This is a genomic window from Streptomyces sp. NPDC031479, assembly GCF_055581065.1.
This window is the reverse complement of record NZ_JBVIKC010000006.1, coordinates 146,873-171,575: the sequence shown is the minus strand read 5'-3', so window position 1 is coordinate 171,575 and position 24,703 is coordinate 146,873. Positions and strand designations below refer to the sequence as shown.

The following is a 24,703-nucleotide window of genomic DNA, read 5'->3' as shown; positions in this document are numbered from 1 at the left end:
GAGGCGCCTCCGCGCGTTCGCCGGCCCGTCGTCCGGTGAGGGGGCGACATGAGCGACGTGCGCGATCCATCGGATGAGCCGTACGCGCGACTGCGTCGGGAGCGCGACCGGCGAGCGGACGATCTGTGGGCCGTCAGCCGCGCCCTCCACGCGGATCCCGAGCTCGCATACGCGGAGCGCCGTGCGGCCCGGCTGCTCACCGGCGAACTCCGGCGGGCGGGGTTCGCCGTCGAGTCGGGGACCGCCGGACTCGACACCGCTTTCGTCGCCCGCGCGGGACGCGGGCGAGGGCGATGCCTGGCCGCACTGGCGTTGCGCGGCGTGCTGGAGGAGGAGTTCGAGGGCGCGGTGCTCGCCGTGGGGACACCCGCGGAGGAGTGAGGCGGGGGCAAGGTCACCCTGGCCGAAGCCGGCGTGTTCGACGGTGTCGACGCTGCGCTGATGTTCCACCCCGGCGTTCATGACTGGTCATGGGCGCCGCTGACCGGGCAGACCCAGGTGCGCGTGGGCTTTCACGACCGGGCAGCGCATCCGACGGGCGATCCCACCCGCGGGATCGATGCCCTGACCTCCCTCATCCAGTTGTTCAACACCGCCGCCGTGATGAGCAGACGGTTGCCGTCCGGCTCACACGTCCAGGGAATCGTCAAACCGATGGGGACAGCGCAACCAACATCGTGCCGGCCTTCGCCGAAGGCCTGTTCGGCCTGCGCGCGGCCACGAGCACCGCACTTGACGCGCTGGTGGCCGAAATCGGCAGCTGGGCCGAGGGCGTGGCGGCCGCGACCGGCACCACGGTGGAGGTGACCCGGCTGCGGCCGGCCTCTGATTTCCGGGTCGCGGCGCTGAGTGCCGTGCCCGGGTGCCCTTACGGGGGCGGTGGCAGGGGCGCCGCCGGGGAGACGGACGGGGCGCCGTGAACGGCGGCCCCCGAGCCTGGCATGGGCGGCGGAGCATCGCGCCCGCACACCTCGCCTCGGAGGGTCGCAACCCGGCCTCCCCAAGTGCCTCGACGCACGGAACGGCCCGCCCTCGCACCCGTAGCCGCTGGTCCGAATTGCGCGAGATGCGGCGTGGTCGGGGTACGAGCACCATGACCGTGACATCACACCGTCGACGAAGGGTTCCGCCATGCCCCGAGGTTCCAGTCCCAAGCGCGAGCGTCAGTACGAGCACATCAAGGAGTCAGGCGAGAAGCGCGGCATGTCGGAGGAGCGTGCGAAGGAAATGGCCTCCCGCACCGTGAACAAGGAACGCGCCCGTTCCGGGGAGAGCAAGACGGCGAGCCGCAGCTCCACCCAGGGCAAGTCCGCCTCGCAACGCGGCGGCGAGAAGTCCCGTGGCGGCGGTTCATCCGAACGCACCAAGGACGACCTCTACCAGGAGGCGAAGAAGCGCGGCGTCGAGGGTCGCTCCACGATGACCAAGCAGCAGCTCAAGAACGCCCTCGGCCACTGAGTCCGAGTGGCGTGAGTCCGCTTGGCCGTCCGTCATCGGCTCATCCGGCGCCCCCTCGCAGTGTGTGGGCCGCACTCGCCGACCCTGGGGGGTGCTCCGTCCCTGACGCGGTGGTGATCGGCTCGGGCCCCGACGGGGTGCCGGACCGCCGGTGCGCGGGACTGGAGGGCCGGGTGCAGGACACCTGCGTCGGCCTGGCCGGCTTTGCGGCTGCCGATCGACCCGCAGGATCCGCTCGAACGCGCGGCGCCGGGTGACTCCCGGGCCGTTCGCGCGGCCGCCCCGGCGCCTCACGCCTCGATCGTCATCTCCGCACACCGGGTGATGACGGAAGCGAGCCCCTGCCCGTCGGCGTGCAGCCGACGCTGCGCGCGGGCGCCGTTCCCCCGTTCGTGCAGGTGGGCAATGCCTTCCCGGACCCGCTCGTCATCGCCGTGGTCCTTCAACGCTTCGCGCACGTGCTGGTAGAGGGCATCGACCGCGTCCTCGGCAGACGTCTCCCGCATGCTCTCGGGATGGAGCAGGGGCCCGTCCAGACCTGACCGGCCGGCCCGCCAGGAGGCCAGGCGCAGCAGGCCCGTACCGATCCTGGCCGGAGGCCGCCCCTCCTGCCAGGCGCGGGCCGCCGTCTCGACCAGGCCGCGGATGAGGGCGGCGAGCAGGACCGGCGTGGAGGCGTCCAGGCAGACGTCGGCGACCCGCACCTCCACGGTGGGGTAGGTCGCCGACAGGCGGGCATCGAAGTAGATCATGCCCTCGTCGCGCAGGACTCCGGTTTCGATCATCGTGCGGACCTGCTCGTGGTAGCGGTCGGCGGAGCCGAAGATGTCCACCGGGCCGGCGGACGGCCACCGGTTCCACACTCTGCTGCGGTAGCTTCCGTATCCGCTGTCCTCACCCTGCCAGAAGGGCGAATTCGCGCTCATCGCCGTCAGGACGGCCAGCCAGGGCCTGATGCGGTCAAGGACCGCGACGCCCTCCTCGTCCGACGCGACCGACACGTGGACGTGGCACCCGCAGGTCAGCTGCTCCTGCGCCGTCAGTGCGAACTGCTCGCCCAGCCACCGGTAGCGCCGCCCGACGTTCAACGACGGCTTGACGGGCAGCGGGGATGTCGCGACCGCCGCCACCACCGCCCCGGCACTCGCCGCGTGCCGGGCCGCCTCCCGGCGGATGCGGACGATCTCCTCCTGGAGCTCGCCCATTTCGGTGACCGGTTTCGTGGCGAACTCCAGCTGCTCCTTCTGCAGCTCCTTCTCGAACTCGTGGTCCCGTCGACCGTCCGTGCCGGGGCGCTGCCACGCCGAGCGCTCCGCGGCCGCCAGCACCGCCCCCGACACGGCGAGCGGGGCACCACTGTCCGCGTCCACGAGCAGCAGCTCTTCTTCCACGCCTACGCTTCGCATGTCGCCGCCTGTGGATCGAACCGTCAGATGCCCCGCGCCTTCCCTACCCCACCGCGACCATGCCGCCGCCGGGCCGACGCCCCGCTCCGCGCCAAGAACGGTCGCCGGCCGAGCCTCTTGGCCGATCTCCGGTCGCGCGGGCCGAGCGTCGCCGGTACGTGAGGATCCCAGATCGAGCCCGGCCCCGCGTGGTGGGTGAGCAGGAGCGGGGTAGACGGGCTGGGAGAGACGTCAGCCGTCGACAGCCGGACGTCGCCCCACGGTCAAGTCGCTCAGGAGGCCGACCGTGCCAACACCCGCAAAGATGCCACCGCCCGCTGTGGACCGTCCGGTGAGGCGTGGCGTCGGCAAGGACGAACCCATGGAAGCCGCTGTGTACGAAGGACCGCGGACGGTGACCGTCAAGGACGTCGCCGACGCGAAGATCGAGCACCCCTGCGACATCCTGGTGAAGATCACCACCACGAACATCTGTGGCTCCGACCTGCGCATGTACGAAGGTCGGACCTCATTCGAGACGGGCCGGACGCTGGGCCACGAAAACCTCGGGCAGGTCGTCGAGGTGGGCAAGGCCGTCAGCAAGGTCAAAGTGGACGACTGGGTGGTCCTGCCCTTCAACATCGCCTGCGGCTTCTGCAAGCAGTGTGAGCGAGGTCTGACCAACTACTGCCTCACGATGCAGCCGAAGCCGGACATGGCCGGCGCCGCGTACGGCTTCGCCGAGATGGGCCCGTACCAGGGCGGCCAGGCGGAACTCCTGCGCGTCCCGTACGGCGACTTCAACGCCCTGCGCCTGGGTGAGGACGCCGCCGAGCGGCAGCTCGACTACGTGATGCTGGCCGACATCTTCCCCACCGGCTACCACGCCACCGAGATGGCGGGCGTCAAGCCCGGCGACCAGACCATCGTCTACGGCGCGGGCCCTGTCGGGCTCATGGCCGCCTACTCCGCGATCCTCAAGGGCGCGGGCCGCGTCTGGGTCGCCGACCACCAGCCCGATCGGCTCCGTCTCGCCGAGGAGATCGGCGCCGTCCCGATCAACACCGCTGAACAGGAACCGTCCGAAATCGAAGGCCGCTCCCACATGAACAAGCAGCAACTGGAACGGGCGCTCAAGGCTTGAGCGCCCGGCCTTGCCGCGCGGGCGGCAACAAGGGACGCGGACGTACGGGAGAGATGGTCAGCCTCGGTCAGTGCTTGGCGCTCGGGACGGCGAGGGGCTCGCCCGGAGCCTTCTTCTTCGCCGTCTCCATCCGCTCGCCGAGTTCGGTGAGGCGGTTACGGCCCATGGCCTTGCGGACGTCGGGGAACCATTCCTTCTCCTCTTCCTCGACGTGGTGGCGGACGTTCTCCATCAGCACGCTCATCTTGGCGTCGAACCGCTCGTCGGCGGGGTCCAGGTCCTTCAGCTCGGAAAGCATCCACAGCACGACGTGGTGCTCCTCGATGCTCTCCAGGACATGGTCCTTGGTGTCGGGGGCCGCCTCCCGCACGGCCGGGTAAAAGATCTTCTCCTCGATCCAGGTGTGCGTGGTCAGCTCGTCGATCACCTTGTCGGCAATCCTCCGCTTCTCCGCGTGAGCATCTTCACCGGCCTTCTCGAACTGCTTGAAAAGCTTCTCGACCGTCTTGTGGTCTTCCTTGAGCAGCACGATCCCGTCCACCACAGCCTCCAGAGGTCGCGTCACCGGGCGACGCGGCCGGTCACCCCACGCCCGTGTACCCGGCCCGCACTCGGACCGCTCGTCGAAACAAGAATTTGGCCAGAATGGGCGACTCGTCTACGCCGTCCGCTTCGGCTCGCCGCGCCCCGCACACCCCGCCATAAACCCGTTCGGCGTCTGATATGTCAGTGGATCGCGGGTAGGGGCCGCGCATGACTCCTATCGAAACACTCGCCGCCGAGGGCCAGCCGTCGCTCTTCCTCATGTTCGCCGGAGTGGTCCTTGTCGTCCTCCTGGTCGGTGCATTCTGGTACGGGAGCAAGCGCAGGCGCCGGGAGGCACCGCCGGCCGCGCAGAACCCTGTCGCACAGCGCCGCCAGGACTCCTGGCAGACCCCGGACGGGCATGCGCGTGACGAGTAGGACCAGGAGTAGCCCCACCCGTGGCCACCCGCGCCCGCAAGGGCGGGACTTCAGGAGGGGGGCGTTGCGGTGTGGTCAGGATGGTGGTGAGTGCGGCGGATCGTTTTGAGGCGGGCCTCCAGGAGGTGGCCCCGCCCGCCGGCCACCTCGTCGACGATGTCCCGTTCCACTGCCGCGAAGGGCTGGTAGTAGGTGGAGTTGTACGCCTCGATGATCTGGAACGTCCAGTGGCCCGGGATGACATTGCGGCCCACGATCTCGCGCTCTACCCGATCGGCCTGCTCCTCGTGCCCCGCCACGCGCAGGAGCCGGACCGCGTCGCCGAGCTCGAAGTCCGCTGTCCCGGTCAGCTGGTGGAACCCGTAGAGGTGACCGCGGGCCCGCTCGGTGGTTTCCAGCGCCTTCGAAAGCGCACCCAGGGCACGCACCGTCTTGACGTCGACACCTTCCGGAACCTGGTGTGCCGGATCCATCTCGTGATTGCTGTCCATGGAGGGTGTTCTGCCCGTACGCCGCTTCATTTCTTGGGGGATGGGGCCAAGCGGCGTAAGAAGGCTCCCCGGATGCACCGGCCCCATGGGCGGGCGGTCACTCACCCTCGAATGCGAAGACCTCCATCAGCGCGGCTTCCTGCTCCTTCACGTCTCCAGCACTCCTGGCGATCACCGCGTACCGCCAGGAACGGCCGTCGGGCGGCGCGTCCGCGTAGAGAACCACGCCCTCGCCGCGATCCGGGTCGAACGCGAGGCGGGATGCGCGCAGCCGCGAGAGAGCCGTTGCGAAGTCCATGGGGCTCCGCGTCCACCCCTTCGACACCGACCAGGCCGGGTGGGGTCCGGTCGTTCCCGCCGTCAGCCGGGTGACCATGGCGTGGGGAGTGGTGGTGGCCGTACGACGGATGTTGCTCTCACTCGCGTACGCGGTGCCGTCCGCGTCGACCAGCCCGTCGAGCCCGAAGGGCCCGCTGTAGCCGTGGTCGGCGAGGTGACGGCCCAGGGTCATCCCCCACTCCTCCATTTCGCCGGCCACGTGCGCGCAGGACGGCGGCAGCGGAGAGGCGTATCCCGTGAAGGATCCCTGAACCGTGCGCATCGCACCGCTGAAGAGCGCGCGTGCCCCGGTGGCGGTCACCTCCAGCTGGATACTGACCGAATCGGCCACATCGAGGCGCTCCTCCACCACCCACAGGCCCTCGGGCCCGCCGACCGGATCGAGCAGCAGGCTCGCCCCGCCCCTCAGGTCGTCACGGGACACGAAGCGCATCCCATGCCCGCCCGCCGAACGGTCGGGCTTCACCACGACGGCCTCGTGGTCCCGCAGCAGCTCGCGCGCCACACCCTCGGCCTCCGGGCGCCGGCACATACGCCCCGTCGGCAGCCGCATGCCCAGTCGTCCGGCCGTCTCGCGGAACCCGGCTTTGGTGTTGAGCAGCATGGTCACATCCACAGCGGCCTCGGCGGCCTCGACCGTGGGGTACGGGTGCACCGCGATGCCGACGTCCCGGGCGAAGGCGATCGCCGACGCGTCCAACGCCGTCGGCAGCAGCGCCGCACCCCGGTCGCCCACGAGATCCCGTACGTGCTCGACGAGGCCGGCCTCGCGCACTGCCCGCGCGAGCGGGACGGCGCCCGCGGGCGGCACCTCGACGACCGCCACCGATTCCGGGGGCACCCCCGTCAGGTCGTACACGTACCGCAAGAACTCCGGGCCGAGTGATACGGGAGTGACGAACACGTCCCCCGGCCGAAGCAACCACGCCTTCCGCGGCGCTTGCTGGGCCCACTGCGCCAGGATCTGGCCCGCGTCGAGATCCACCGCCAGGTCGGAGAGGAAGTTCGCGAACACGACGATCGGGCCCGTCTCCGTCACCAGCTTGGCGGCCATGGGCCCAGCCTCTGCCGCACCCAGCGCATCGGCATCCCTTCGCGTCCGAACGGGTGACCTTCACCGGGCAGCTGGGACCATGGGAGCCGTCCGCGGTCGGTCACGCCCGAACCGTCCGCCCCCGAGGGCCGGTATCGCCCGCTGACGGCTGAACCGATCAGCCGGAGACGAGCACGGAGTCATCGAGGGTACCCGTGCCAGGCAGGCGGTGGCGGGTGGCGATGAGGGCGGCGTGCACGTCCGTCGTACCGGTGGACACGCAGAGCGCTCGCTCGACGTCCTCGATCTCCCGGCGCACGGGCGATTCGCCGTCCGCGGCGTCGAGCACGGACAACGCCCAGTAACGGCTGACGAGGCCGGGGAGCACGGCCGGGTGAGCCATCAACATGGGTGATTGCCTTTCGCCAGCGGATCCGTATCGTGGCCGTCGCCTACCCTCCCGATCACCGCTGAACCCGCCCGCAGCCCGTGCGCTACGCGTCCTGTGCGTCCTGTCCGTCGGGGTAGACGACGAGGAGCGTGCAGCCGGTCGCGGACTGCGGGTGGTGCACGGAGCCAGGCTCGGCGCAGAGCACCGTGCCTGCCTGCCAGGTGTCCGTGCCGTCGCCGAACTCGCCCTCGACGACGTGAACGAACTCGCGGACCGTGTGCCGGTCCTCGCCGAATCGTGCGCCCGGCGCGAACTCCAGCAGCATGATGACACTCGGGTCGTGGGGTGTGCCCTCCTTGAGGAGACGCGCGGTGATGTGCTCGTTGATCCGCATGTCCGATATCGAGGCCTGGTCCGGACGAACGCCCACGAAACCCGGAAGCATAGCTGTCTCCACTTCAACTGCTGTGCGGTGAAGACCTGTTGTCGTCCACCGGATGTCGATCAGCGTAGGGATCCTCGACGGCGCTTACTACGCCACAGATGCACCGATTGCCGCATGATGCACAGCACGCGTGCACACCTCGGCGCCGCAGGCCTTGACGACCGGGGCCGAGGTGAGGGCCGGCGGCCCGGCAGGCGGCCTTCGGCTCCGATGCGTGATGCATCGCGTCCGCCGTCATCGGCCGTACCTGCCGTCTCGCGGCCTCGGCTCCCCGGATAGCCTCACACCTCACCCTCGTCGGAGGAGACGTGATGCTCACCCTCGCGGCCCTGGCCCGCCGGCCCGAGTACGTCCTGCACCCCCTGCACCCCGCTGTCCCCCACGACCGGGTCGTGGACCGTGCCGCGCTGGTCGCGCCCTGCGACTGCCCCGGCAGGCTTTCCGGCACGCTCCTGATCTGTTCACCCGACGCGATCGACTCGGGGCAGGCACGCGCCTGGCTGCGGAAGCTCGCCGGCCAAGGCGCCGTCGGCTTGGTCCTCGCCGCGGACACTCCGGCCCATACGCGAGGCCCGCTGATCGAGGCCGCGTCCCACGCGGCTCTCCCGCTGCTCGCTTCTGGCGCACCCGTGGCGGCCTGGCGGCACACCCTGATCCCGCGGATCACCGAACACCGGCGGCAGGCGGGCGACCGGCACGCGGCGCGTCTCGCCCACCTCCTGGACCACCTCAGCGGTGACGACCACCCGGACGACCTCCTGGACTGGCTGGCCCACCAGCTGGATGCGGAGGTGAGCCTTCAGCGCGTCAGCTCCAGACCTGCCCCCTTCACCGAACGCCGACTGCCCGCAGCGGAACGCACCTTCACCTCGACGCATCCCGTCGGGGATGGTGACCGCTTCATCACCGCCCGCCGCCACCATGCCTTCAGCACCCCTGACCGGGACCTGTTGGCCCGCTCCGCCACTGTCCTCGCCGTCCGCGGGCACGCGTGCGGGCGCGGGGGTGACACGGCGCTCGCCGAGACCCTGCACGCCGTACGCCTGGCGGCGTTCCAGGCCTTGATGGTCGGTCACATCGAACCGGCCCGGCGCATCCTGGAGCCCCTCTCCCCCCACATGCTCGACACGGACGACGTCCAGATCGCCATCATGGAGTGCGCCGGCACCTCCCGCGAGGAAACGTTCGCCCGAGTCGAGACGCTCTTGTCCGACACCGGCCTGGCAGTACGGTGCCCCGCCTTCGACGAGCACATCGTCGTCGTCGCCCCCCACCCCGATCCCGACCTGCGAGAAGCACCGGCCGTCACCGCCCTGCGCCCGCTCGTCGCCGACCGCGGCCGCCGACTGAGTCTGGGCATCAGCCCCTCACTGCCCGTCGAGGACACCGCCACCTGCTTCAGCCTGGCCTACGACGCCATCGCCACCGCCCGGATCAGCCCCGGCCGCACCGCGGTCGCCTCCCGCACCCCCGGTCTGCTCGACGCACTCGACCCGGCCACCGCACAGCAGTGGGCCACCGCCCTGCTCCACCCGGTCCTCAGCCGGCCTGGCGCCGACCGGCAACTGCCCACCGTCACCCTCGGCCTCGAATTCGACGTCTCGGCCGCCTCCCGGATACTCGGCATCCACCGCAACACCCTCAGCCGCCGCATACGCGGCATGCTCCAGGCCACCGGCCTCGACACCGACCGCACCGCCGATCGCATCACCTTGTCCCTGGCTCTGCAGATCCACTCCCTCCACGGCCCCGCGGCCGACCCGGCCCCCCCACCCCACGCCCACCCTCGCCCACCTGCTGGCGCAGCCACCGGTCACCGACTGGGCCACTACCGCGCTCGCCCCACTCGGCCAGGAATGCACCGACCGGCGCACCACCACCGGCGACGCCCTCGCTCAGACCCTCCGCACGTGGGCCGCCGAGGACTTCCGGGTGGACGCCACCGCCCGACGCCTCGGTCTCTACCCGGCCACCGTCCGTGGGCACGTCCGCGCCGCCGAGGCGCTCCTGGGATGGATGCTGCTGTCCACCCTCCCCGTGGGTCCGCCGCACGACGACGAAGAAGCCCCCGGCAAACAGTCCGGGCTACGAAGTCTCGCCGCCGCGCTCCAGGCCACCCCCGGATCGCCCCGGCCCGTCCTGCCCGACCCCACTCACCATGCGGTGTCGTGCCAGTCGTCGCTGTCGTAGCACAGCGTTGCTGTGACGCCAACGGCCTGCGCGGGACGAATAGGGGCAGTCTGTACTGCGAGCGCCTCCGCGTGCGCCCTTCCGGCTGTGCCGGGCGGCGCGCAGCCTTGTGCATCCAGTCGTCGGCTGGGGGAACCGGGCAGGGGGATGGTCTTGGTCATCGGAAAAAGGTGGGGCGCACGAGGTGCGGCGTTGACCGTGGCGGTATGCACGCTCCTGGCGGTCGGAGGGAGCGGCGGCACCGCGTCCGCCTCCGGTGCGGGTTGCGGCGACGGAGACCGCGGCCTTGCCGCCTCCATCGCGGCGAGTGGAGCGTTCAAGGAGCCGGGTACCGTCACCACCTGGGACGGGGTGCACATCACGCTTCGGTATGCCCCGAACTACAACTGCGCCTGGGGTCTGCTGAATGGCGAGCCCCTCGCCGGAGTCGGGCACGTGTGGATCGACCGTTCCTCGAACAGCGGGTCCGGCTGGGCCGGACCGCTGGGAACCGTCACCACGGGAGTGGGCCAGAGCAGCACGTACACGGGTACCTGGAACGTCAATGGGTACGACGCCGTGCGGGCCTGCGGGGATTCAGTCGTCCTGGGACGCGTGTCCAACACGGTCTGCACGCCCTGGTTCTTCCCGGGCCGGCTCGGTGCCGGCCGCATGCTGGGGGTAGGGGAATACCTGACCTCGCCCAGTGGCCGGAACACCCTGGTCATGCAGGCGGACGGCAACCTGGTCGCCTACGTGCCGGGGCGCCCGGTCTGGGCGACCGGTACCCGAACCCCCGGCACCGTGCTGTGGATGCAAGGTGACGGCAACCTGGTGCTGGTGGCGCCGGGCAACCGGCCGATCTGGGCCACGGGCACGTCGGGGTCGGGGGCGTACCTGCAGATGCAGAACGACGCGAACGTGGTGATCTACCGCAACGGTGTTCCGCTGTGGGCGAGCAACACCGCAGGGCGCTGACACCCGCAACCACACGCGGTTGCGCCCGTCGGGCCGGGACCAGCTCCACGGTCCCGGCCCGACGGGCCCACGGGATGCGGGCGTGTCCCCCGAGACGGGGCAGGCCGACCGGCAGGTGATCAACTCAAGGACTCCCGGCGGGCGCGCATCGGAAGGGAAGCACCGCCCAGCCGGTACCGCAGCCGTATCAGGTCGGGAAGCTCGGCCACGTACTTGAGCCGGTCGAGAAGGAGGCCGATCCGCTGATCGTCCCCTTCCCGCACGGCCACCGTGATGGCATCGACAAGCTGCGCCGGATCCTGAGGCATACGGGCATTCTTGCCACTGGCCTGCGCACCCATGCATGCCTGATCGCGGCATGCGGCGTGATGCCGCGACCCCAGATCCGACAAGCACGGCGGCGGGTGCGCAGCGCCTGAGCCGACGCCCTCCCCGCCCCTGATGCCTTCGTACACCCCACGGGGACTGTGAGCGGTACGACCGGGCTCACTGCGGTGACCGGCAGGAACAGCGCCGCCTGAAGGTCGCGCTGGCATGGCTCTGAGGAGTTGGCGCGGCCAGGGCTCGGCACCCGACATGCCCGCCGCGCGGGTCGTGTCAGGCGGGGCGCTGCGCGTAGGCGCCGCTCATCGAAGGTTCGGCGCCGTCGGCGCTGCGGCCGGAGAGGAGCGGCTGTGAGACGGGATCCCGTACACGTGTCCGGCGACCGGATCGACGACCCGTGGGGCCGCCGCACCCCCTACGGCAGGGGCGGGCAGTGGCCCGTACGCACGGACACTGCCTGGCCGAGGGGGTGACCGAGGAGCAGGTCGACGCGTGGGTGCGGGCGGCTTCGCTCCTGCATTCCGACGGCGACGCGATGGACATCGCCGTCCGCGGCGGACGGATCGCGGGGATACGGGACAGGGCCGGCGACCGCGTCAACCGGGGCCGGCTGGAACCGAAGGACCTGTACGCGTGGCAGGCCAACGGCTCCGCGGACCGCCTGACCCGGCCGCTCGTCCGCGAGAGCGGGCGCCTCGTGGAGAGCGACTGGCCGACGGCGACGGACCGCATCGTCGCCAGGTCGCGCGAGCTCTGGAGCAGCAGCCAGCTGTCGCCCTCGGGCAGCTGCTCCAGGGAGTCGAGGTAGGCGTGTTCCTCGCGCATCAGCCGGGCCATGCGCCCGTCGGTCGCCTCCAGCTGGGCGGGCCACCGGCTGTGCTTGAGCAGGTCGGGCACGGCGTCGGCAGCCTGGTAGATGTCGCCGAAGCCGAGCACCAGCAGCGCCTCGGCGGCGGGGACTTCGACCAGCTTCAGCTCGGCGCGCAGGACGGTGGCCAGGGTTCCTTCGCTGCCGACCAGGGCTTTCGCCACATCGAAGCCGTTCTCAGGCAGCAGGGAGTCCAGGTTGTAGCCGGACACGCGGCGGGGGATCTTCGGATGGCCGCGCCGGATCGCCGCCAGGTTGCGCCCGGTCATGTCCTTCAGCCCCTGGTACAGGCGGGACTGGGGCCCACCCTCGGCAACGACCCGCGCATACTCGTCGTCGCTGGTCGGGCCGGCCCAGAAGCGGACGCCGTCGTAGGTGAGCACCTCCAGGCGCACGACGTTGTCGGCCGTCTTGCCGTATGCCTGGGCGGAGGCACCACAGCTGTTGTTTCCGATCATCCCGCCCAGCGCGCAGTGGGTGTGTGTGGACGGCTTGGGGCCGAACACCAGGGAATGCGGGGCGAGTTTCCGGTTCAGCTCGTCCAGCACGATCCCCGGCTCCACCACGCAGGTCCGCGCCTCGGCGTCGACCGACAGCAGTCGGTTGCAGTACTTGGTCCAGTCGATGATCACCGCGGTGTTGGTGCACTGCCCGCCCAGGCTGGTGCCGCCGCCGCGCGAGAGCACGGGCGCGGCGAACCGCGAGCACACCGCCACGGCCGCGGCGCCGGCCTCGACCGTGCGCGGCAGCACCACGCCGAGCGGGACCTGCCGGTTGTTGGAACCGTCGGTCGCATGGGCGGCCCGGCTGCCGGTGTCGAAGCGGACCTCGCCGTCGGCCTCGGCGCGCAGCGCGCGTTCCAGGGCCGCGAGGTCCTCTTGCTCGCCCCTGCTTTCCGCGGCCATGGTCAGTTCCCGTCGCCGGGCAGGAACTCCTGGACCTTGGCCTTTGCTCCTTGGCGGATGAAGTTGCCGCGGTCGCTGTCGCCACGCAGGACGGCGGAGGCGGCGGCCTTGATCTGGTCCCAGGTGGCGTGCGGCGGGATCGGTGGCACCGCGGGATCGGTACGGAAGTCGAGGACGAACGGACGCTGCGCTGCCAGCGCCCGGGTCCAGGCGGGGCCGACGTCCTCGGGCCGCTCGACCCGAACGCCGTCCAGGCCGAAGGACCGGGCGATGTCGGCATAGCGCACGTCGGGCAGGTGCTGGGAGGGTTCGAACTGCGGTGCGCCTTGCATGGCGCGCATCTCCCAGGTGACCTGGTTCAGGTCGTGATTGTTCAAGACGGCGACGACCAGGCGGGGGTCGGTCCATTCGCGGTAGTACTTCGCGGCGGTGATCAGCTCCGCGAGGCCGTTCATCTGCATGGCGCCGTCGCCGACGATGGCGATGGCCGGGCGGTCGGGGTGGGCGAACTTGGCGCCGATGGCGTACGGCACGCCGGGGCCCATCGTGGCCAGGGTGCCCGAGAGCGAGCCGCGCATGGTGCCGCGCATCCGCAGGTGGCGGGCGTACCAGTTCGCCGCCGAGCCGGAGTCCGCGGCCAGCATGACGTCCTCGGGCAACAGGGCGTCGAGTGCGTGGACGACGTACTCCGGGTTGACCGGCTCCGCGGAGACCTCGGCGCGGCGCGTCATGACGTCCCACCACCGGGCGGTGTTGTCTTCGATCGTCTTGCGCCACGCGCCGTGGGCCTTGCGTTCCAGCAGCGGAAGCAGGCTGCGCAGTGTCTGGGCGGCGTCGCCGACGAGGTTCGCTTCGAACGGGTAGCGCAGCCCGATCATGGACGGGTCGAGGTCGATCTGCACCGCGCGGGCTTGGTCGAAGTCGGGCAGGAAGTTGCTGTAGGGGAAGCTGGAGCCGACGACGAGAAGGGTGTCGCAGTCGCGCATCATCTCGTAGGAGGGCCGGGTGCCGAGCAGCCCGATCGAGCCGGTGACATAGGGCAGGGTGTCCGGGAGCGCGTCCTTGCCCATCAGGGCCTTGGCGACGCCGGCACCGAGCAGATCCGCGACCTGCTCGACCTCGGCGCGGGCGTGGCGGGCACCCTGGCCGATCAGTACGGCGACCCTCTCGCCGGCGTTGATGATCTCTGCGGCCCGGGCGAGGTCCTCGCCCGTGGGGACGGGTGCGTAGTGGGGGACGCCGAGGCTGGAGGGGACGTGCTTGAAGGCGTGGGCAGGCGGCTCGTAGTCGAGCTCCTGCACGTCCGCCGGGACGATCAGCGCGGTAACCGTGCGGCGCGTGGCGGCGATGCGCATCGCCCGGTCGAGCACGTTGGGCAGTTGTCCGGGGACGGTGACCATCTCGCAGAACTCGGGGCGACGTCCTTGTAGAGCGAAAGGAGGTCCACTTCCTGCTGGTAGGAGCCGCCCATCGCGGTGCGGTCGGTCTGCCCCACGATCGCCACCACCGGCACGTGGTCGAGCTTGGCGTCGTACAGGCCGTTGAGCAGGTGAATCGCTCCGGGCCCGGAGGTGGCAGCGCAGACCCCGGTGCGTCCGGAGAACTTGGCGTACCCGACGGCCTGGAAGGCGGCCATCTCCTCGTGCCGGGAAGGCGGCCATCTCCTCGTGCCGGGCCTGGATGAAGCGGGGCTGGTCCTCGGCGCGGCCCCAGGCGGCGAGCAGGCCGTTGATGCCGTCGCCGGGGTAGGCGAAGACGAACTCGACCTCCCACTCCCGCAGCCGCTGCAACAGGTAGTCCGCAACCTTCATCTCTGTCCTCCTGATCGCTGGTGCCGGCCGGCGGGCGCGGAGCGGTTCGGGGCACGGTTCCGGCAGCTCTCGCTGCCCGGGGACACCCGAGACCCGGTCCACGATGGACCTTCCGCGGAGTCCGTGACGGAGCTTCGGCTTGCTCACAGGTTCCGGAGCGCGGGCAGGAGCTTCGCCTCGGCCCATTCCAGGAAGGCCACCTGCCGGTCGCCGCCGATCTGGACGAGGGCGACCTCGGTGAATCCCGCCTCGACGTAAGGACGTACCGCCGCGACGAACTCGTCCACGTCGTCACCGCACGGAATGGACTCGGCCACGTCTTCGGGCCGGGTGTGCCGCGAAGCCTGCTCGAAGCCCGCGGGGCCGGGGAGCTCGCCATTGACCCGCCAGCCGCCCAGCGCCCAGCGGAACTGGTCGTGGGCGCGCGCCACCGCTGCGGCGCGGTCGGGGTCGTAGCAGACGGGCAACTGTCCGATACGGGGTTTGCCCGCGCCACCATGGGCGTCGAACTGCCGCAGGAGTTCCGCCTTCGGTTCCGTCGCGATCAACAGGTCTCCGAGCCGGCCGGCGAGTGCGCACGAGCGGGGCCCGGAGACGGCGATGCCGATCGGGGGCAGTTCCTCGGGGAGGTCCCAGAGCTTGGCGTTCTCGACGTCGTAGTGGGCGCCGTGGCAGCTCACGCACACGCCGCCGAACATCTTCCGGATGATGCCGACGGCTTCCTCCAGCATCTCCAGGCGCACGTGCGCGGCGGGCCATCCGGCGCCGACGATGTGCTCGTTGAGGTTCTCCCCGGAGCCCAGTCCCAGCCGGAAGCGGCCCCGGGACAGGATCTGCACGGTCGCGGCCTTCTGCGCGACGACCGCGGGGTGGTAGCGGAACGTCGGGCAGGTCACGTACGTCATGAGCGGGATCCGGGTGGTGGCCTGGGCGGCCGCCCCGAGCACGCTCCATGCGTAGGGGGCGTGGCCCTGCGACTCCAGCCAGGGGAACGAGTGGTCGGAAATGACGGAGAAGTCGAAACCCGCCTGCTCCGCTCCCACCACGTGGGAGACCAGTTCGAGCGGTCCGGCCTGCTCGGTCATCATCGTGTATCCGATGCGTACCGGCATGAACGCGCTTCCTTCCTGTCGCACGTGCGGGGAGAATCCCCTGGTATGCGGTCCGCTTCTCCTCCGGGGCGGTCTGTGCCGCCCCGGGGAAGCCGGCTACGTCGGCGCCTGCCCGGCCCGCCGTGCTTCAATCCCGTACGACGGGCCGGGCCGTCCAGTGGCGGCGACGCCGGACGCCGCCGCACTCACGCACACACCAACGCAGGAGGCGACTCGGCCCAGACGCACCGGGCTTCGCGGCAGAAGCCGGAAGACACCCTTCAGCTGGCGGTGGGCGGTCTTCTCGGCGAACCGCCGCTCGTCCGGGTGGGCGGTGTGCGCACGAGGTACGGGATGAAGTCCGAAGACGGCCCGTCCGTCGCTGCGTGCGCCTGCCCGGCTCCGTAGCATCCTCGAAGACTGTTGTGTCGTTTCGCGGGTAGGGCCCAAGTAGCCGTTGATGATACCCGCGCCGCTGCGTCCTTCTCGGGGAGGACGCCTCGGGTTCGGACCTCCTCAATCGTGCGGCCGTCGAATGGCCGCATACTTCTTTCCCTGTTTCTGCGGAAAGGGAGGGCTCCGGCCGTCCAAGGCGTTCCGGACGCATCGGGGGCGTGTGCAGACGCGCTGCCTGATGTGGCCGCCGGCAGATGTGGAGCGGTAGTACCGGCGGGACGACAAGAGCCGCTGTCGTTTGGCGTACGACGCTGAGTGTTCCGATGGCCGCCAGATCTTTCAAGCCCTTTTTTGTGGGTAGACGAATTTGGTCAGGATATTGGGTATATTCCCGGTTCCGGTATGGAGGTGGCGGTAATGGCCGCTGGGAAGAAGGCCAAGAACGTCGGCAAGACGCTCAAGGGGAAGACGAAGGAGGTCACCGGCAAAGCGGTGGGCAACGAGAGCCTTGAGATGAAGGGCCGGGCCGAGCAGGCCGCGGGAGATGCCAAGCAGACCGTCCAGAAGGCCAAGGACACGCTCAAGCACTGACCGGGCGTGACGGGAAAGGCCGGCGGCGTGTTGCCGCCGGCCTTTCCCGCGCCCAGGCCCACCGGGGAGATGCAGGGGCTGTGGCGGGGGCTGTGGCCGCGCCTCGTCCGAGACGGCCACAGCCCTCTGCGCATCACCGCCGGCGGCGTGTCCGGCGGGGCTCCTCTTCCTCCTCGTCCTCCGCGTCCTCATCCTGCTCCTGGTCCGCGTCCTCGTAGGCCGCTTCCTCCTCGTCCTCCGCGTCCTCATCCTGCTCCTGGTCCGCGTCCTCGTAGGCCGCTTCCTCCTCGCCGTACGCCTCGTCCTCGTCCTCCTCCTCGCCCTCGGGATACTCCTCGTCCTCGTCCTCGGGATAGTCCTCTTCGTCCTGATCCTGACCTCCCTCCTCGGCTCCTTCCTCCATCTCCTCGCCCGGCTCCTCGGCCGCGGAGTCCTCTTCCTCTGCCTCTTCCGCTTCGAGGGCCTCCTCGTGCGTGACGACGACCTCGCCGTCCTGGATCTCTCCGCGCCATCCCTCTGCCTCGTCGTTGCCAAGGGTGACGTAACGGCTGAAGTTCTTCAGGTCCAGCCGCATGCGCCGACCCTGGGCCCGCCAGATGTTGCCGGTCTTCTCGAAGAGCCCGGCGGGGTAGTACTCGACTACCAGGACGATCCGCGTCAGGGCGGGCGCCAGCTCGTGGAAACTCACGCAGCCGCGTGTGGTCCCCTTGGCGCCTTCGGAAGTCCACACGATCCGCTCGTCGGGGATCTGCTCTTGGACGGTGGCCTTCCAACTCCGGGTCGAAGGACCCACCTTCACCTTCCAGTCGGAGCTAGTGTCGTCGCCCTGGGAGACGCTGCGGACGCCCTTGGTGAAGCTGCTGAAGTCCTCGTACTGGGTCCAGTGGTCGTAGGCGGTGCGCAGCGGGACGCCGACGTCGATGCTCTCGATGATGTTCATCGACTTGGAGCCGCTCTTGCGCCCCTTGCCCTTGCCCCCACCCAGGAGGTTGCTTCCGACGTCCTTGAGCTTGTCCTTGACACCGCCGAGGGCCGCTTTCACGGGGGAGTCGCCCTTGAGGATGCGGGCGCCTATGTCCGGGAGCGTGCCGCCGCTTTCCGCGACGTCGAGGAGGGTGTCGGTCACGTCGCCGACCTTGTCGACCGCCTTGTCCGCGAGGTGTTCCGCCTGAGCCGAGACGTAGCCGCCGAGTTCCTCCATCAGCCGGTCCAGGCCTGAAGAGGAGGTTGTGTCACCGCGCTGTGTGGTGGCCATGGTGTCACCTCCTCGCGGAGGGCTTGCGGCCGGTGGACTTCGCCGCGGTCTTCTTCGCGGCGGTCTTGCGGGCCGGCGGGCGTGCGGAGGTCTTCTTCGGCGCCGCGGTCTTCTTCGCCGGGGCCGTCTTCTTCGCAGCTGTCTTCCTCGCGGCCGTCTTCTTGGCCGGGGGCGCCTTCTTCGCCGCCGTCTTCTTCGTGGCGCTCTTGCGCGCTGCCGCAGGAGCCGCGCCTGACCGTGGCCGCGACGCCGTCTTCTTCGCCGGTGCCCGGGGCGTTTCGGGGCGGGCGGCGGTCTTGCGTGCCGCGGCCTTCTTCGCCGGTGCGGTCCTGTCGGGTTCGGCGCGCTTCCTGGCCGGCGCGGCCTTCTTGGCGGGTGCGGCCTTCCTGCCCGGTGCGGTCTTCTTGGCGGGAGCCCGCCCGCCGGAGGGCTTGCGGACTGGTGTGCTGCGGGAGGGTGCGTGCGTACGCTCGGACGTCGAGCGGCGGTGGGAGGTGCGTCGGCGGGGCTCGGGCTCAGGCTCAGGTTCGGGCTCTTCTTCGTCTTCCTCGTATTCTTCCTCCGCTGGTTCCTCCTCCTCTTCCTCCGCCGCTTCCTCCCCCTCGTCTTCGAACTCCTCTTCCGCCGGTTCTTCGCCCTCTTCCTCGTACTCTTCCTCGTCCTCTTCTGCCGGGTAGTCCTCGTCGTCGTAGCGCTCCTGCGCCTCCTCGTCCTCGTCGCCCTCGTAGTCCTCGTCGTCCTTTCCGCTGCGGCCGAGTTCGAGGGTGCGTTCATGGAGGGTCTCGGCGAGCCGGGTCAGCTGGCGGTTGGCCGTGGCGGTCAACGCCTTGCGGCCCGCGTCAAGGGCCTCGCCTTTGACCTGGTCGCCGATCTCCGCGAACTGCGGCATCTCGCTCAGCTTCTTCAGACCCTGGGTGGCGAGTTCCTTGGGGTCGAGGCCGAAGCGGCGCCCCGCGGCATAGGTGGCGAGGCTGAAGGCCAGGCGTCCCTTCTTGGCCCGCCCGAGTATGTAGCCGCCGGCGACGGCGGCCGCCAAGGCGATCTTGGTGGTGTCATCCATGAGCCTTTCCCTTCACCGTGGTGCGCACGGCCGTCACCGCCTGTGGTCGTTCGCCACGACTGCTGTGAACGCACGCCGGGGCGACGGGACACACCGCTCGCACGGGTCACCGGAGCGCCTGCTCATCTCTGCGCCCGTTATGCCTCGAATACCGTAGAAATAAAAGACATGCACGAGTTTGTGGGTACACCCCCATGGGAGCGGGCAGGCCCTACGGACCGCCCGTGAAGGGGAGTGGGGCCATGGCACCAGCAGAGCCGGGCCGCCGTCGGCGCCCCGACAACGACGAGAGCGACCGGGAACCGCCCGCGCGGCCCGTCCGTAAGGCCGCGTCGCGCACCTCGTCGTCTCCTTCTCGGGGCGTGGGCGGAGCGGCGGCGGCCATGCGAGCCGCGGCTGAGCAGCTCGCTCAGCTCCTGGGCCGCCCGCCCGAGTCGGTTTCCTCCCTCAAGCCCACCGAGGACGGGTGGGAAGCCCAGGTCGAGGTCCTCGAACTCGAACGCGTTCCCGACACCACCAGCATTCTGGCCAGCTACAGGGTGGCCATCGACAAGACAGGAGAACTCGTCTCCTACGAACGGACCCGGCGCTACAGCCGGGGCATGATCGACCGGCCGGCCTGAGAGTTGCCAGGCGGGCCGCCCGGGAAGGGACAGCGCCATGACCATGGTGCCGCAGGGCGCAAGCAACCTCAGCAGAACCACAGCCTCGGGCGGAGGTGCCACCGGCACCAGCCTCTACGACGTCCTTGAGCTGATCCTCGACCGCGGTCTGGTCATCGACGTGTTCGTCCGGGTCTCCCTGGTCGGCATCGAAATCCTCAAGATCGACGCCCGGATCGTGGTCGCGAGCGTCGACACCTACCTGCGGTTCGCCGAAGCCTGCAACCGCCTCGACCTCGAATCCGGCCGCAAGGCCCCTGCTCAGCTCACCGACATCGTCGGCGACACCGTCGAATCCGGCGCCAAGGGCAAGTCCAAGGGCGCCCTCAGCGGCGCCGTGGAGGCCGTCACCGAATCCCTGACCGGCAAGAACGCCTCCGAAGAGGAACCCGAGGAGGAGCCAGAGAAAGAACCGGAGGAAGAACCCGAAGAAGAGGCCGTGCCCCGCCGCCGCAGGCCCGCCGCCCGCCGCGCCCGCCGCGAGAGGGAGTAGACCATGACCATCTACGTGTACTCCGTGATCGCCGCCGGCCACCCCGCCCGCCTCGACCACCTCACAGGAGTGGGAGCCGAACCGTCCCCGTTGCGGCTGGTGCGAACGGACCGGCTGTGCGCGGTCGTCAGCGACGTCGAACAGGAAATCCGCGCCAAACGCCGCGACCTGACCGCCCACCAGGACGTCCAGGAGAGCCTCATGGCTGACGGCACCGTCCTGCCCCTGCAGTTCGGATACACCGCCGCGGACGACCAGGCCGTCGGCGAGGTCCTCCGTGAGCGCGAGGCCGCCTACCTCGACTCGCTCGAAAGGCTTGAGGGCTGCGCCGAATACCACGTCAAGGCGAGCCAGGACGAGGAGGCGCTCCTGCGTGAGATCCTCGGCGAGTCCGAGCACGCCCGCCTCCTCAACGAACGGATCCGGGCCGGCGACACCGACCCCCGTCTGCCGCTGCAACTCGGGGAAGTCGTCGCCGCCGAGGTCCGCGACCGCCAGGAATCCCTCGCCGCGGGACTCGTCCAGGCACTGCTGCCCTACGCCCGCCAGCACGCCGTCCGCGCACCGGCCGACGGCGACCTCCTGAATGTGTCCCTGCTGGTGCCCGACGACGAGAAGGGCGCCTTCATCAACGCGGAGGGCGGCCTCGCCCGGCAGGTCGACCACGTCACCTTCCGGTTCACCGGGCCGCTGCCCCCCTACAGCTTCGTGTAGCGGCCGATCCGAACCCCGCCGTCCCGCACGCGCCGCCCCCGCGCGACCGGCCCGAGCAGCACCTGGAGGAGCCATGGGGCTGTTCACCCAGCTGCTGACCGCACCTCTCGCCCCGGTACGCGCCGTCCTGTGGGTGGCACAGCGCGTCGCCGACCGTGCCGACGAGCAGTACTACGACCCCGCCCCCGTCTACGCGGCCCTCGCCGACATCGAGCAACGCCTCGTCAGCGGCGAGATCGACCAGGAGACCTTCGACGCCCTCGAAGACGCGCTCCTCGACCGCCTCGACGAGATAGCCAGGTACCGGCAGAACCTGCCATGAGCAGGCCGGCCCCGACCAGGAAGGACGGACGGCCGTGAGCGACCCCCTCGACAACCGGCTCGGCTCCCTGCCCTCTCGGGCGACTCCGATGGGCTACCCGGCGTCCTCGTCCGCCAGCCTCGCCGACATCCTCGAACGCGTCCTCGACAAGGGCATCGTCATCGCCGGCGACATCCGCATCAACCTCCTCGACATCGAGCTGTTGACCATCAAACTGCGCATCCTCATCGCGTCCGTCGACAAGGCCAAGGAGATGGGCATCGACTGGTGGGAGCACGACCCCGCCCTGTCCTCCCGCCACAGCGGCGGCGCCCTGGCCGAGGAGAACCGGCGCCTGCGCGCGGAAATCGAAACCCTGCGCCGCGAACACTCCTCCGGCGAAGGCAGTGACGCAGCCCGCGAGCCCCCGCCCGCCGCCCGAAGGAGGCCCACCCGGTGAACACCTCCGAGCCCGCCCTCACCTACGTCTACGCCGTCGCGGCCCGCTCCCCCGGCCTCGACGAGGTCGTCGGCCGCCTCCATGGCGTCGCCGGTACCTCCCTCACCCTCCTCCCCACGTCCGGCGTCGGCCCGGGCTCCCCCGTCTTCGCCGTCAGCCGGGTACCCGCCGCAGACTGGAACGGGCAAGCCCTCAAAGCCCGCTTCGAAGACCTCGGCTGGCTGGAAGCCACCGCCCGCGCCCACCACGAGGTCGTCGAAGCCCTGGCCGCCCGCACCACCGTCCTGCCCCTGCGCCTGGCCACCCTCTACGAGGACACCGCCCGCGCCCTGACGGCCCTGCACGAACAGCACGACCTCTTCGCCGACCGGCTCGCCCTCCTGGCCGGCCACACCGAATTCGGCGTCAAGGCCTACATCGCCCCCGCGACGACCGGACCCGACCCTCCCCCGGCCGACATGACCAGCCCGGGCAAGGCCTACCTGCGCAGCCGCAGGGCCCAGCAGCACGCCAGGGACGACCAGTACCGGCAGGCCGCCGGCGCGGCGCAGCACCTCACCGACACCGCCGCCCGCTACGCCTCGGCCCGCGTCCGCCATCCCGTGCAGAGCGGGCCGCTCGCCGGTGACCGGGACGGCGAGAACGTCCTGAACGACGCCTACCTCGTCCCCGACGACCGGGCCGACGACTTCCGCGCTGCGATCGAACAGGAGGCCGCTCACCTGCCCGGCATACGCGTCGACGTCACCGGCCCCTGGGCGCCCTACTCCTTCGCCACTCCCCCGCCCGGACCGCCCGACGGCGGAGACCTCGGGGCGGCGACATGAGCCTCACTCCCGCGGACACACCCCTACCCGGCCGCCAGGTGGCTCTCGTCGACCTCCTGGACCGCCTGCTGGCCGGCGGCGTAGTCATCACCGGTGACATCGTCCTGTCCATCGCCGACATCGACCTCGTCCGCATCTCCCTGCGCGCCCTGATCACCTCGGTCAGCAGCCTCGGCGACAGCGCCGCGCTCCCGCCCCCGGGAGGTGAGCACCCATGAGCGCCACACCCCGGCCCGGTCCGTCGTCCGCCCCGGTGCCCGGCTCCGGCCCGCGCTCGGCCGGCGACACCATGGCCCAGGCCTTCCGCCTCCTGCAGGCCCCGCCGCCGGGTCCGGTCACCGGACCCTCCGCGCCCGCGCGGCGTATCCACGCAGATCCGGACAGTGTCGGGGAGGACCTCCTCAAACTCGTCCTCACCCTCGTCGAACTCGTCCGCCAGCTGATCGAACGCCAGGCCTTGCGCCGCGCCGACGCCGGAGACCTGAGCGATGAACAGGAGGAGGAACTCGGCGCCACCCTCATGGCCCTCCACGACCGGATGACCGATCTGTGCGCGCAGCATGGCTACACGCTGGACGACCTCAACCTCGACCTCGGCCCTCTGGGGCCCCTCCTGCCGCCGCCGGAGTCCGGGCGGACAGGGTCTTGAGCAGGGTGTGGGCCCAGCGCACGGGCGGCCGGCCGGGGCGGCGCCCGGCTTCCGTCCGTCCGGCATGCGGCGCACCGGCTGGGGCAGACGCCGTACGTACGAGGACGATCACAGCACTCTGAATCCGCTTCCATCCGGTCGGAACCGACGGTGACCAAGCATGGACGGTGAGCAGGCATGGACGGCGAGCGGACCGCCTTGCGCGACGTCCCCCGAGGGACCCCGCAGAACTCCTGGAGATGGCCTTCGACACGGCTCGCGACTCTGAGCCTCGGTCTGCCCTGATGCCACGGGAGGACGACATGGCACGGAACGCCGATGCGCCGGTCAAGGCCACGCTGTACGAGGCAGCCCACTACCGGGGCGCCGCTGTCACGCTCTCGCCGGACAGGTGGGAGGCGGGCGAGGGCGCGTTCGTCTACTCGCTCGCGCACCTCGGACTCAGCCGCCTGGGGTCCCTTCGGGCGCCGGTCGAGCCCGCCCCGTCCGACAGCCCCCTCCACCAGCGCCTCGGCTTGGTCACCCGCGTCACCGTCTGGGCCTCCAGGCCGGTCGCCCGCCGGCTCGACCCCGAAGAGCGCGGGACGGCATGGCAGCAGTACAGCGCCGATACGGGTGATCTCGGCACCTGGGCGGCGCGGTCGGCGTACGTGCGCGTCTGGCAGGAACGGGAGGACGCCGCCGCGACCGGCACCGACCCGGCCGGACCGGACTACTCCAGCCTCCCTGTCACGGTCGTGGAGTAGGCCCCCGCCGAACCGGCGGATCCGACAGCGCGCAGACTCCCGGATCCCGATGTGGTGCGCGCCGACACGACACCCGGCCCCACCTCGTGGAGCCGTCGCACGGCCGCCACAGACGCGTACCCCGGCTCCCTTCAGGTCATTGGCCATGCCGCGGCACAAGGGCTCCTCGCGACCCGCCCAAGGGCCCTGCGGGCCGGCTCGCGACAGGACCCGGCCAGGGCTGGGCACCGGCCGGGTCCTGCACACGTGGGACATCCGCCGCCGTCGCCGTCGGCTCCCGCCCGCACCCTTGCACACGCAGTGACACAACGCACCATTTACGTCACCAGGCGCGGCCAGACGGGTGACCTCCCACCACGGCGCAGGCCCCGGCAGGCGCAGCCCGGATCTGGCGTCCACCATGAACTCATACCCCACCGGCCCACCCACCGGGAGCCTTCCGTGCCCGTACCCAGCCCGTACCAGCGCCACATCACCAGCTCCGCCATGCCCGCCATGCCCGCCATGCCCGCCAACAGCCCCGGCGGTGAAGGGCAGTCCGGCACCCACACCGCAGGCAGCCGATCCGCCGGCTACCTCGCCGCAGGCGACTACTGGTTCAGCGACACAACCGGCATCGCGCACGAGGCCGCCGCGCGCCGCACGCACACCTGACCGACGACGCCCACCCCCGAGAAGTCCGGCGGGAGGGCGCGGTCAGCGGGCGGCCGAGTCCCCGACGGCGCATACGGGATGAAACGGCGGGGAAGGTGCG

Annotated in this window: 28 protein-coding genes and 5 pseudogenes; 20 read left to right on the top strand and 13 right to left on the bottom strand. The window is 70.6% G+C overall.

The window, feature by feature from the left end; genetic code table 11:
- Positions 1 to 48: 48 nt before the first annotated feature.
- The 3 genes from ACZ5D2_RS09970 to ACZ5D2_RS09960 all read left to right on the top strand — a co-directional run bounded on the left by ACZ5D2_RS09970 (position 49) and on the right by ACZ5D2_RS09960 (position 1,458).
- Positions 49 to 381 (top strand): zinc-binding metallopeptidase family protein, encoded by a 333-nt coding sequence (locus ACZ5D2_RS09970; RefSeq protein ID WP_371680949.1) that lies wholly within the window; start codon positions 49 to 51, stop codon positions 379 to 381.
- Between the two features lie 296 nt (positions 382 to 677).
- Complete coding sequence (locus ACZ5D2_RS09965) at positions 678 to 920, top strand: hypothetical protein (RefSeq protein ID WP_371680948.1); 243 nt, start codon at positions 678 to 680, stop codon at positions 918 to 920.
- Positions 921 to 1,131: 211 nt separating this feature from the next.
- Entirely contained in the window at positions 1,132 to 1,458 is a 327-nt protein-coding gene (locus ACZ5D2_RS09960; protein ID WP_468928472.1) for a plasmid stabilization protein, read from the top strand.
- A gap of 290 nt (positions 1,459 to 1,748) precedes the next feature.
- Here the strand turns inward: ACZ5D2_RS09960 and ACZ5D2_RS09955 are convergent, their stop codons facing one another.
- Positions 1,749 to 2,864, bottom strand: a complete 1,116-nt coding sequence (locus tag ACZ5D2_RS09955; protein ID WP_468928470.1) for a glutamate--cysteine ligase — start codon at positions 2,862 to 2,864, stop codon at positions 1,749 to 1,751.
- A 361-nt stretch (positions 2,865 to 3,225) separates the two neighbouring features.
- Here ACZ5D2_RS09955 and ACZ5D2_RS09950 point away from each other — a divergent pair.
- A pseudogene (locus ACZ5D2_RS09950) lies at positions 3,226 to 3,933 on the top strand (alcohol dehydrogenase catalytic domain-containing protein); the annotation flags it as partial.
- A gap of 121 nt (positions 3,934 to 4,054) precedes the next feature.
- Here ACZ5D2_RS09950 and ACZ5D2_RS09945 read toward each other — a convergent pair.
- The gene (locus tag ACZ5D2_RS09945) at positions 4,055 to 4,528 is read right to left on the bottom strand and encodes a hemerythrin domain-containing protein (RefSeq protein ID WP_371680944.1); all 474 of its coding nucleotides are present in this window, start codon (positions 4,526 to 4,528) and stop codon (positions 4,055 to 4,057) included.
- Positions 4,529 to 4,740: 212 nt separating this feature from the next.
- On the opposite strand from ACZ5D2_RS09945, the gene ACZ5D2_RS09940 reads away from it, so the two are divergent.
- A complete protein-coding gene (locus tag ACZ5D2_RS09940) occupies positions 4,741 to 4,950 on the top strand; it encodes a DUF6479 family protein (protein WP_468928467.1) in 210 nt (69 codons plus the stop codon).
- 50 nt (positions 4,951 to 5,000) lie between these two features.
- Here ACZ5D2_RS09940 and ACZ5D2_RS09935 read toward each other — a convergent pair whose 3' ends face one another.
- From ACZ5D2_RS09935 to ACZ5D2_RS09915, 5 genes are all read right to left on the bottom strand, one after another.
- Positions 5,001 to 5,441 (bottom strand): hypothetical protein, encoded by a 441-nt coding sequence (locus ACZ5D2_RS09935; protein WP_371680942.1) that lies wholly within the window; start codon positions 5,439 to 5,441, stop codon positions 5,001 to 5,003.
- Between the two features lie 97 nt (positions 5,442 to 5,538).
- A complete protein-coding gene (locus tag ACZ5D2_RS09930; RefSeq protein WP_468928465.1) occupies positions 5,539 to 6,834 on the bottom strand; it encodes a preATP grasp domain-containing protein in 1,296 nt (431 codons plus the stop codon).
- A 157-nt stretch (positions 6,835 to 6,991) separates the two neighbouring features.
- On the bottom strand, positions 6,992 to 7,222 hold the full coding sequence (locus ACZ5D2_RS09925) for a DUF5133 domain-containing protein (RefSeq protein ID WP_468928463.1): 231 nt from the start codon (positions 7,220 to 7,222) through the stop codon (positions 6,992 to 6,994).
- A gap of 85 nt (positions 7,223 to 7,307) precedes the next feature.
- On the bottom strand, positions 7,308 to 7,634 hold the full coding sequence (locus ACZ5D2_RS09920; protein WP_468928461.1) for a cupin domain-containing protein: 327 nt from the start codon (positions 7,632 to 7,634) through the stop codon (positions 7,308 to 7,310).
- 476 nt (positions 7,635 to 8,110) lie between these two features.
- A complete protein-coding gene (locus ACZ5D2_RS09915; protein WP_468928459.1) occupies positions 8,111 to 8,923 on the bottom strand; it encodes a hypothetical protein in 813 nt (270 codons plus the stop codon).
- On the opposite strand from ACZ5D2_RS09915, the pseudogene ACZ5D2_RS09910 reads away from it, so the two are divergent.
- The 3 genes and pseudogenes from ACZ5D2_RS09910 to ACZ5D2_RS09900 all read left to right on the top strand — a co-directional run.
- Positions 8,855 to 9,322 (top strand): annotated as a pseudogene (locus tag ACZ5D2_RS09910) (CdaR family protein); the annotation flags it as partial. The gene ACZ5D2_RS09915 and the pseudogene ACZ5D2_RS09910 overlap by 69 nt on opposite strands.
- 28 nt (positions 9,323 to 9,350) lie before the next feature.
- A complete protein-coding gene (locus ACZ5D2_RS09905; protein WP_468928572.1) occupies positions 9,351 to 9,839 on the top strand; it encodes a helix-turn-helix domain-containing protein in 489 nt (162 codons plus the stop codon).
- Positions 9,840 to 10,031: 192 nt separating this feature from the next.
- Positions 10,032 to 10,796: a hypothetical protein gene (locus ACZ5D2_RS09900; protein WP_371680937.1), complete on the top strand. Its 765-nt coding sequence runs from the start codon at positions 10,032 to 10,034 to the stop codon at positions 10,794 to 10,796.
- Positions 10,797 to 10,915: 119 nt separating this feature from the next.
- Here ACZ5D2_RS09900 and ACZ5D2_RS09895 read toward each other — a convergent pair whose 3' ends face one another.
- Positions 10,916 to 11,137, bottom strand: a complete 222-nt coding sequence (locus tag ACZ5D2_RS09895; RefSeq protein WP_371680936.1) for a hypothetical protein — start codon at positions 11,135 to 11,137, stop codon at positions 10,916 to 10,918.
- A 354-nt stretch (positions 11,138 to 11,491) separates the two neighbouring features.
- On the opposite strand from ACZ5D2_RS09895, the pseudogene ACZ5D2_RS09890 reads away from it, so the two are divergent.
- Positions 11,492 to 11,874, top strand: a pseudogene (locus ACZ5D2_RS09890) (nitrate reductase); the annotation flags it as partial.
- Here ACZ5D2_RS09890 and ACZ5D2_RS09885 read toward each other — a convergent pair.
- The 3 genes and pseudogenes from ACZ5D2_RS09885 to ACZ5D2_RS09875 form a co-directional block, all read right to left on the bottom strand.
- A pseudogene (locus ACZ5D2_RS09885) lies at positions 11,862 to 12,893 on the bottom strand (FAD-binding oxidoreductase); the annotation flags it as partial. The pseudogenes ACZ5D2_RS09890 and ACZ5D2_RS09885 sit on opposite strands and share 13 nt — an antisense overlap.
- A 2-nt stretch (positions 12,894 to 12,895) precedes the next feature.
- Positions 12,896 to 14,704 (bottom strand): annotated as a pseudogene (locus tag ACZ5D2_RS09880) (thiamine pyrophosphate-requiring protein).
- Between the two features lie 143 nt (positions 14,705 to 14,847).
- Positions 14,848 to 15,792, bottom strand: coding sequence for an LLM class F420-dependent oxidoreductase (locus ACZ5D2_RS09875; RefSeq protein ID WP_468928570.1), 945 nt, complete (start codon positions 15,790 to 15,792; stop codon positions 14,848 to 14,850).
- 816 nt (positions 15,793 to 16,608) lie between these two features.
- Here ACZ5D2_RS09875 and ACZ5D2_RS09870 point away from each other — a divergent pair.
- Complete coding sequence (locus tag ACZ5D2_RS09870; protein WP_468928457.1) at positions 16,609 to 16,782, top strand: CsbD family protein; 174 nt, start codon at positions 16,609 to 16,611, stop codon at positions 16,780 to 16,782.
- Positions 16,783 to 16,915: 133 nt separating this feature from the next.
- Here ACZ5D2_RS09870 and ACZ5D2_RS09865 read toward each other — a convergent pair whose 3' ends face one another.
- Both ACZ5D2_RS09865 and ACZ5D2_RS09860 read right to left on the bottom strand, forming a co-directional pair.
- On the bottom strand, positions 16,916 to 18,037 hold the full coding sequence (locus ACZ5D2_RS09865) for an SRPBCC family protein (RefSeq protein ID WP_371680933.1): 1,122 nt from the start codon (positions 18,035 to 18,037) through the stop codon (positions 16,916 to 16,918).
- A gap of 4 nt (positions 18,038 to 18,041) precedes the next feature.
- Entirely contained in the window at positions 18,042 to 19,097 is a 1,056-nt protein-coding gene (locus tag ACZ5D2_RS09860; protein ID WP_468928455.1) for a histone protein, read from the bottom strand.
- 242 nt (positions 19,098 to 19,339) lie between these two features.
- On the opposite strand from ACZ5D2_RS09860, the gene ACZ5D2_RS09855 reads away from it, so the two are divergent.
- The 10 genes from ACZ5D2_RS09855 (at position 19,340) to ACZ5D2_RS09810 (ending at position 24,603) form a co-directional block, all read left to right on the top strand.
- Complete coding sequence (locus ACZ5D2_RS09855) at positions 19,340 to 19,720, top strand: gas vesicle protein GvpO (RefSeq protein ID WP_371680931.1); 381 nt, start codon at positions 19,340 to 19,342, stop codon at positions 19,718 to 19,720.
- 37 nt (positions 19,721 to 19,757) lie between these two features.
- Positions 19,758 to 20,252, top strand: coding sequence for a gas vesicle structural protein GvpA (locus ACZ5D2_RS09850; protein WP_468928452.1), 495 nt, complete (start codon positions 19,758 to 19,760; stop codon positions 20,250 to 20,252).
- A gap of 3 nt (positions 20,253 to 20,255) precedes the next feature.
- Positions 20,256 to 20,966: a GvpL/GvpF family gas vesicle protein gene (locus tag ACZ5D2_RS09845; RefSeq protein ID WP_468928451.1), complete on the top strand. Its 711-nt coding sequence runs from the start codon at positions 20,256 to 20,258 to the stop codon at positions 20,964 to 20,966.
- 73 nt (positions 20,967 to 21,039) lie between these two features.
- Positions 21,040 to 21,288: a gas vesicle protein GvpG gene (locus tag ACZ5D2_RS09840; RefSeq protein WP_371680928.1), complete on the top strand. Its 249-nt coding sequence runs from the start codon at positions 21,040 to 21,042 to the stop codon at positions 21,286 to 21,288.
- 34 nt (positions 21,289 to 21,322) lie between these two features.
- Positions 21,323 to 21,727 (top strand): gas vesicle protein, encoded by a 405-nt coding sequence (locus ACZ5D2_RS09835; RefSeq protein WP_468928450.1) that lies wholly within the window; start codon positions 21,323 to 21,325, stop codon positions 21,725 to 21,727.
- Entirely contained in the window at positions 21,724 to 22,554 is an 831-nt protein-coding gene (locus ACZ5D2_RS09830) for a GvpL/GvpF family gas vesicle protein (protein ID WP_468928449.1), read from the top strand. The genes ACZ5D2_RS09835 and ACZ5D2_RS09830 overlap by 4 nt, the downstream gene beginning before the upstream one ends.
- Positions 22,551 to 22,772 carry a gas vesicle protein gene (locus tag ACZ5D2_RS09825; RefSeq protein ID WP_371680925.1) on the top strand — a complete coding sequence of 74 codons (222 nt, stop codon included), beginning with the start codon at positions 22,551 to 22,553 and terminating at the stop codon, positions 22,770 to 22,772. Before ACZ5D2_RS09830 ends, ACZ5D2_RS09825 begins: the two co-directional genes overlap by 4 nt.
- On the top strand, positions 22,769 to 23,203 hold the full coding sequence (locus tag ACZ5D2_RS09820) for a gas vesicle protein K (protein ID WP_371680924.1): 435 nt from the start codon (positions 22,769 to 22,771) through the stop codon (positions 23,201 to 23,203). The genes ACZ5D2_RS09825 and ACZ5D2_RS09820 overlap by 4 nt, the downstream gene beginning before the upstream one ends.
- Before the next feature lie 302 nt (positions 23,204 to 23,505).
- On the top strand, positions 23,506 to 23,949 hold the full coding sequence (locus ACZ5D2_RS09815) for a hypothetical protein (RefSeq protein WP_468928446.1): 444 nt from the start codon (positions 23,506 to 23,508) through the stop codon (positions 23,947 to 23,949).
- Positions 23,950 to 24,390: 441 nt separating this feature from the next.
- Positions 24,391 to 24,603 (top strand): hypothetical protein, encoded by a 213-nt coding sequence (locus ACZ5D2_RS09810; RefSeq protein WP_371680922.1) that lies wholly within the window; start codon positions 24,391 to 24,393, stop codon positions 24,601 to 24,603.
- The last annotated feature ends 100 nt before the right edge of the window (positions 24,604 to 24,703 follow it).

Coding starts and splice junctions, on each gene's coding strand:
- ACZ5D2_RS09970 (WP_371680949.1), top strand. CDS start 49: ATGAGCGACGTGCGCGATCCATCGGATGAGCCGTACGCGCGACTGCGT.
- ACZ5D2_RS09960 (WP_468928472.1), top strand. CDS start 1,132: ATGCCCCGAGGTTCCAGTCCCAAGCGCGAGCGTCAGTACGAGCACATC.
- ACZ5D2_RS09955 (WP_468928470.1), bottom strand. CDS start 2,864: ATGCGAAGCGTAGGCGTGGAAGAAGAGCTGCTGCTCGTGGACGCGGAC.
- ACZ5D2_RS09940 (WP_468928467.1), top strand. CDS start 4,741: ATGACTCCTATCGAAACACTCGCCGCCGAGGGCCAGCCGTCGCTCTTC.
- ACZ5D2_RS09935 (WP_371680942.1), bottom strand. CDS start 5,441: ATGGACAGCAATCACGAGATGGATCCGGCACACCAGGTTCCGGAAGGT.
- ACZ5D2_RS09930 (WP_468928465.1), bottom strand. CDS start 6,834: ATGGCCGCCAAGCTGGTGACGGAGACGGGCCCGATCGTCGTGTTCGCG.
- ACZ5D2_RS09925 (WP_468928463.1), bottom strand. CDS start 7,222: ATGTTGATGGCTCACCCGGCCGTGCTCCCCGGCCTCGTCAGCCGTTAC.
- ACZ5D2_RS09895 (WP_371680936.1), bottom strand. CDS start 11,137: ATGGGTGCGCAGGCCAGTGGCAAGAATGCCCGTATGCCTCAGGATCCG.
- ACZ5D2_RS09875 (WP_468928570.1), bottom strand. CDS start 15,792: ATGATGACCGAGCAGGCCGGACCGCTCGAACTGGTCTCCCACGTGGTG.
- ACZ5D2_RS09870 (WP_468928457.1), top strand. CDS start 16,609: ATGGCCGCTGGGAAGAAGGCCAAGAACGTCGGCAAGACGCTCAAGGGG.
- ACZ5D2_RS09865 (WP_371680933.1), bottom strand. CDS start 18,037: ATGGCCACCACACAGCGCGGTGACACAACCTCCTCTTCAGGCCTGGAC.
- ACZ5D2_RS09860 (WP_468928455.1), bottom strand. CDS start 19,097: ATGGATGACACCACCAAGATCGCCTTGGCGGCCGCCGTCGCCGGCGGC.
- ACZ5D2_RS09855 (WP_371680931.1), top strand. CDS start 19,340: ATGGCACCAGCAGAGCCGGGCCGCCGTCGGCGCCCCGACAACGACGAG.
- ACZ5D2_RS09850 (WP_468928452.1), top strand. CDS start 19,758: ATGACCATGGTGCCGCAGGGCGCAAGCAACCTCAGCAGAACCACAGCC.
- ACZ5D2_RS09845 (WP_468928451.1), top strand. CDS start 20,256: ATGACCATCTACGTGTACTCCGTGATCGCCGCCGGCCACCCCGCCCGC.
- ACZ5D2_RS09840 (WP_371680928.1), top strand. CDS start 21,040: ATGGGGCTGTTCACCCAGCTGCTGACCGCACCTCTCGCCCCGGTACGC.
- ACZ5D2_RS09825 (WP_371680925.1), top strand. CDS start 22,551: ATGAGCCTCACTCCCGCGGACACACCCCTACCCGGCCGCCAGGTGGCT.
- ACZ5D2_RS09820 (WP_371680924.1), top strand. CDS start 22,769: ATGAGCGCCACACCCCGGCCCGGTCCGTCGTCCGCCCCGGTGCCCGGC.
- ACZ5D2_RS09815 (WP_468928446.1), top strand. CDS start 23,506: ATGGCACGGAACGCCGATGCGCCGGTCAAGGCCACGCTGTACGAGGCA.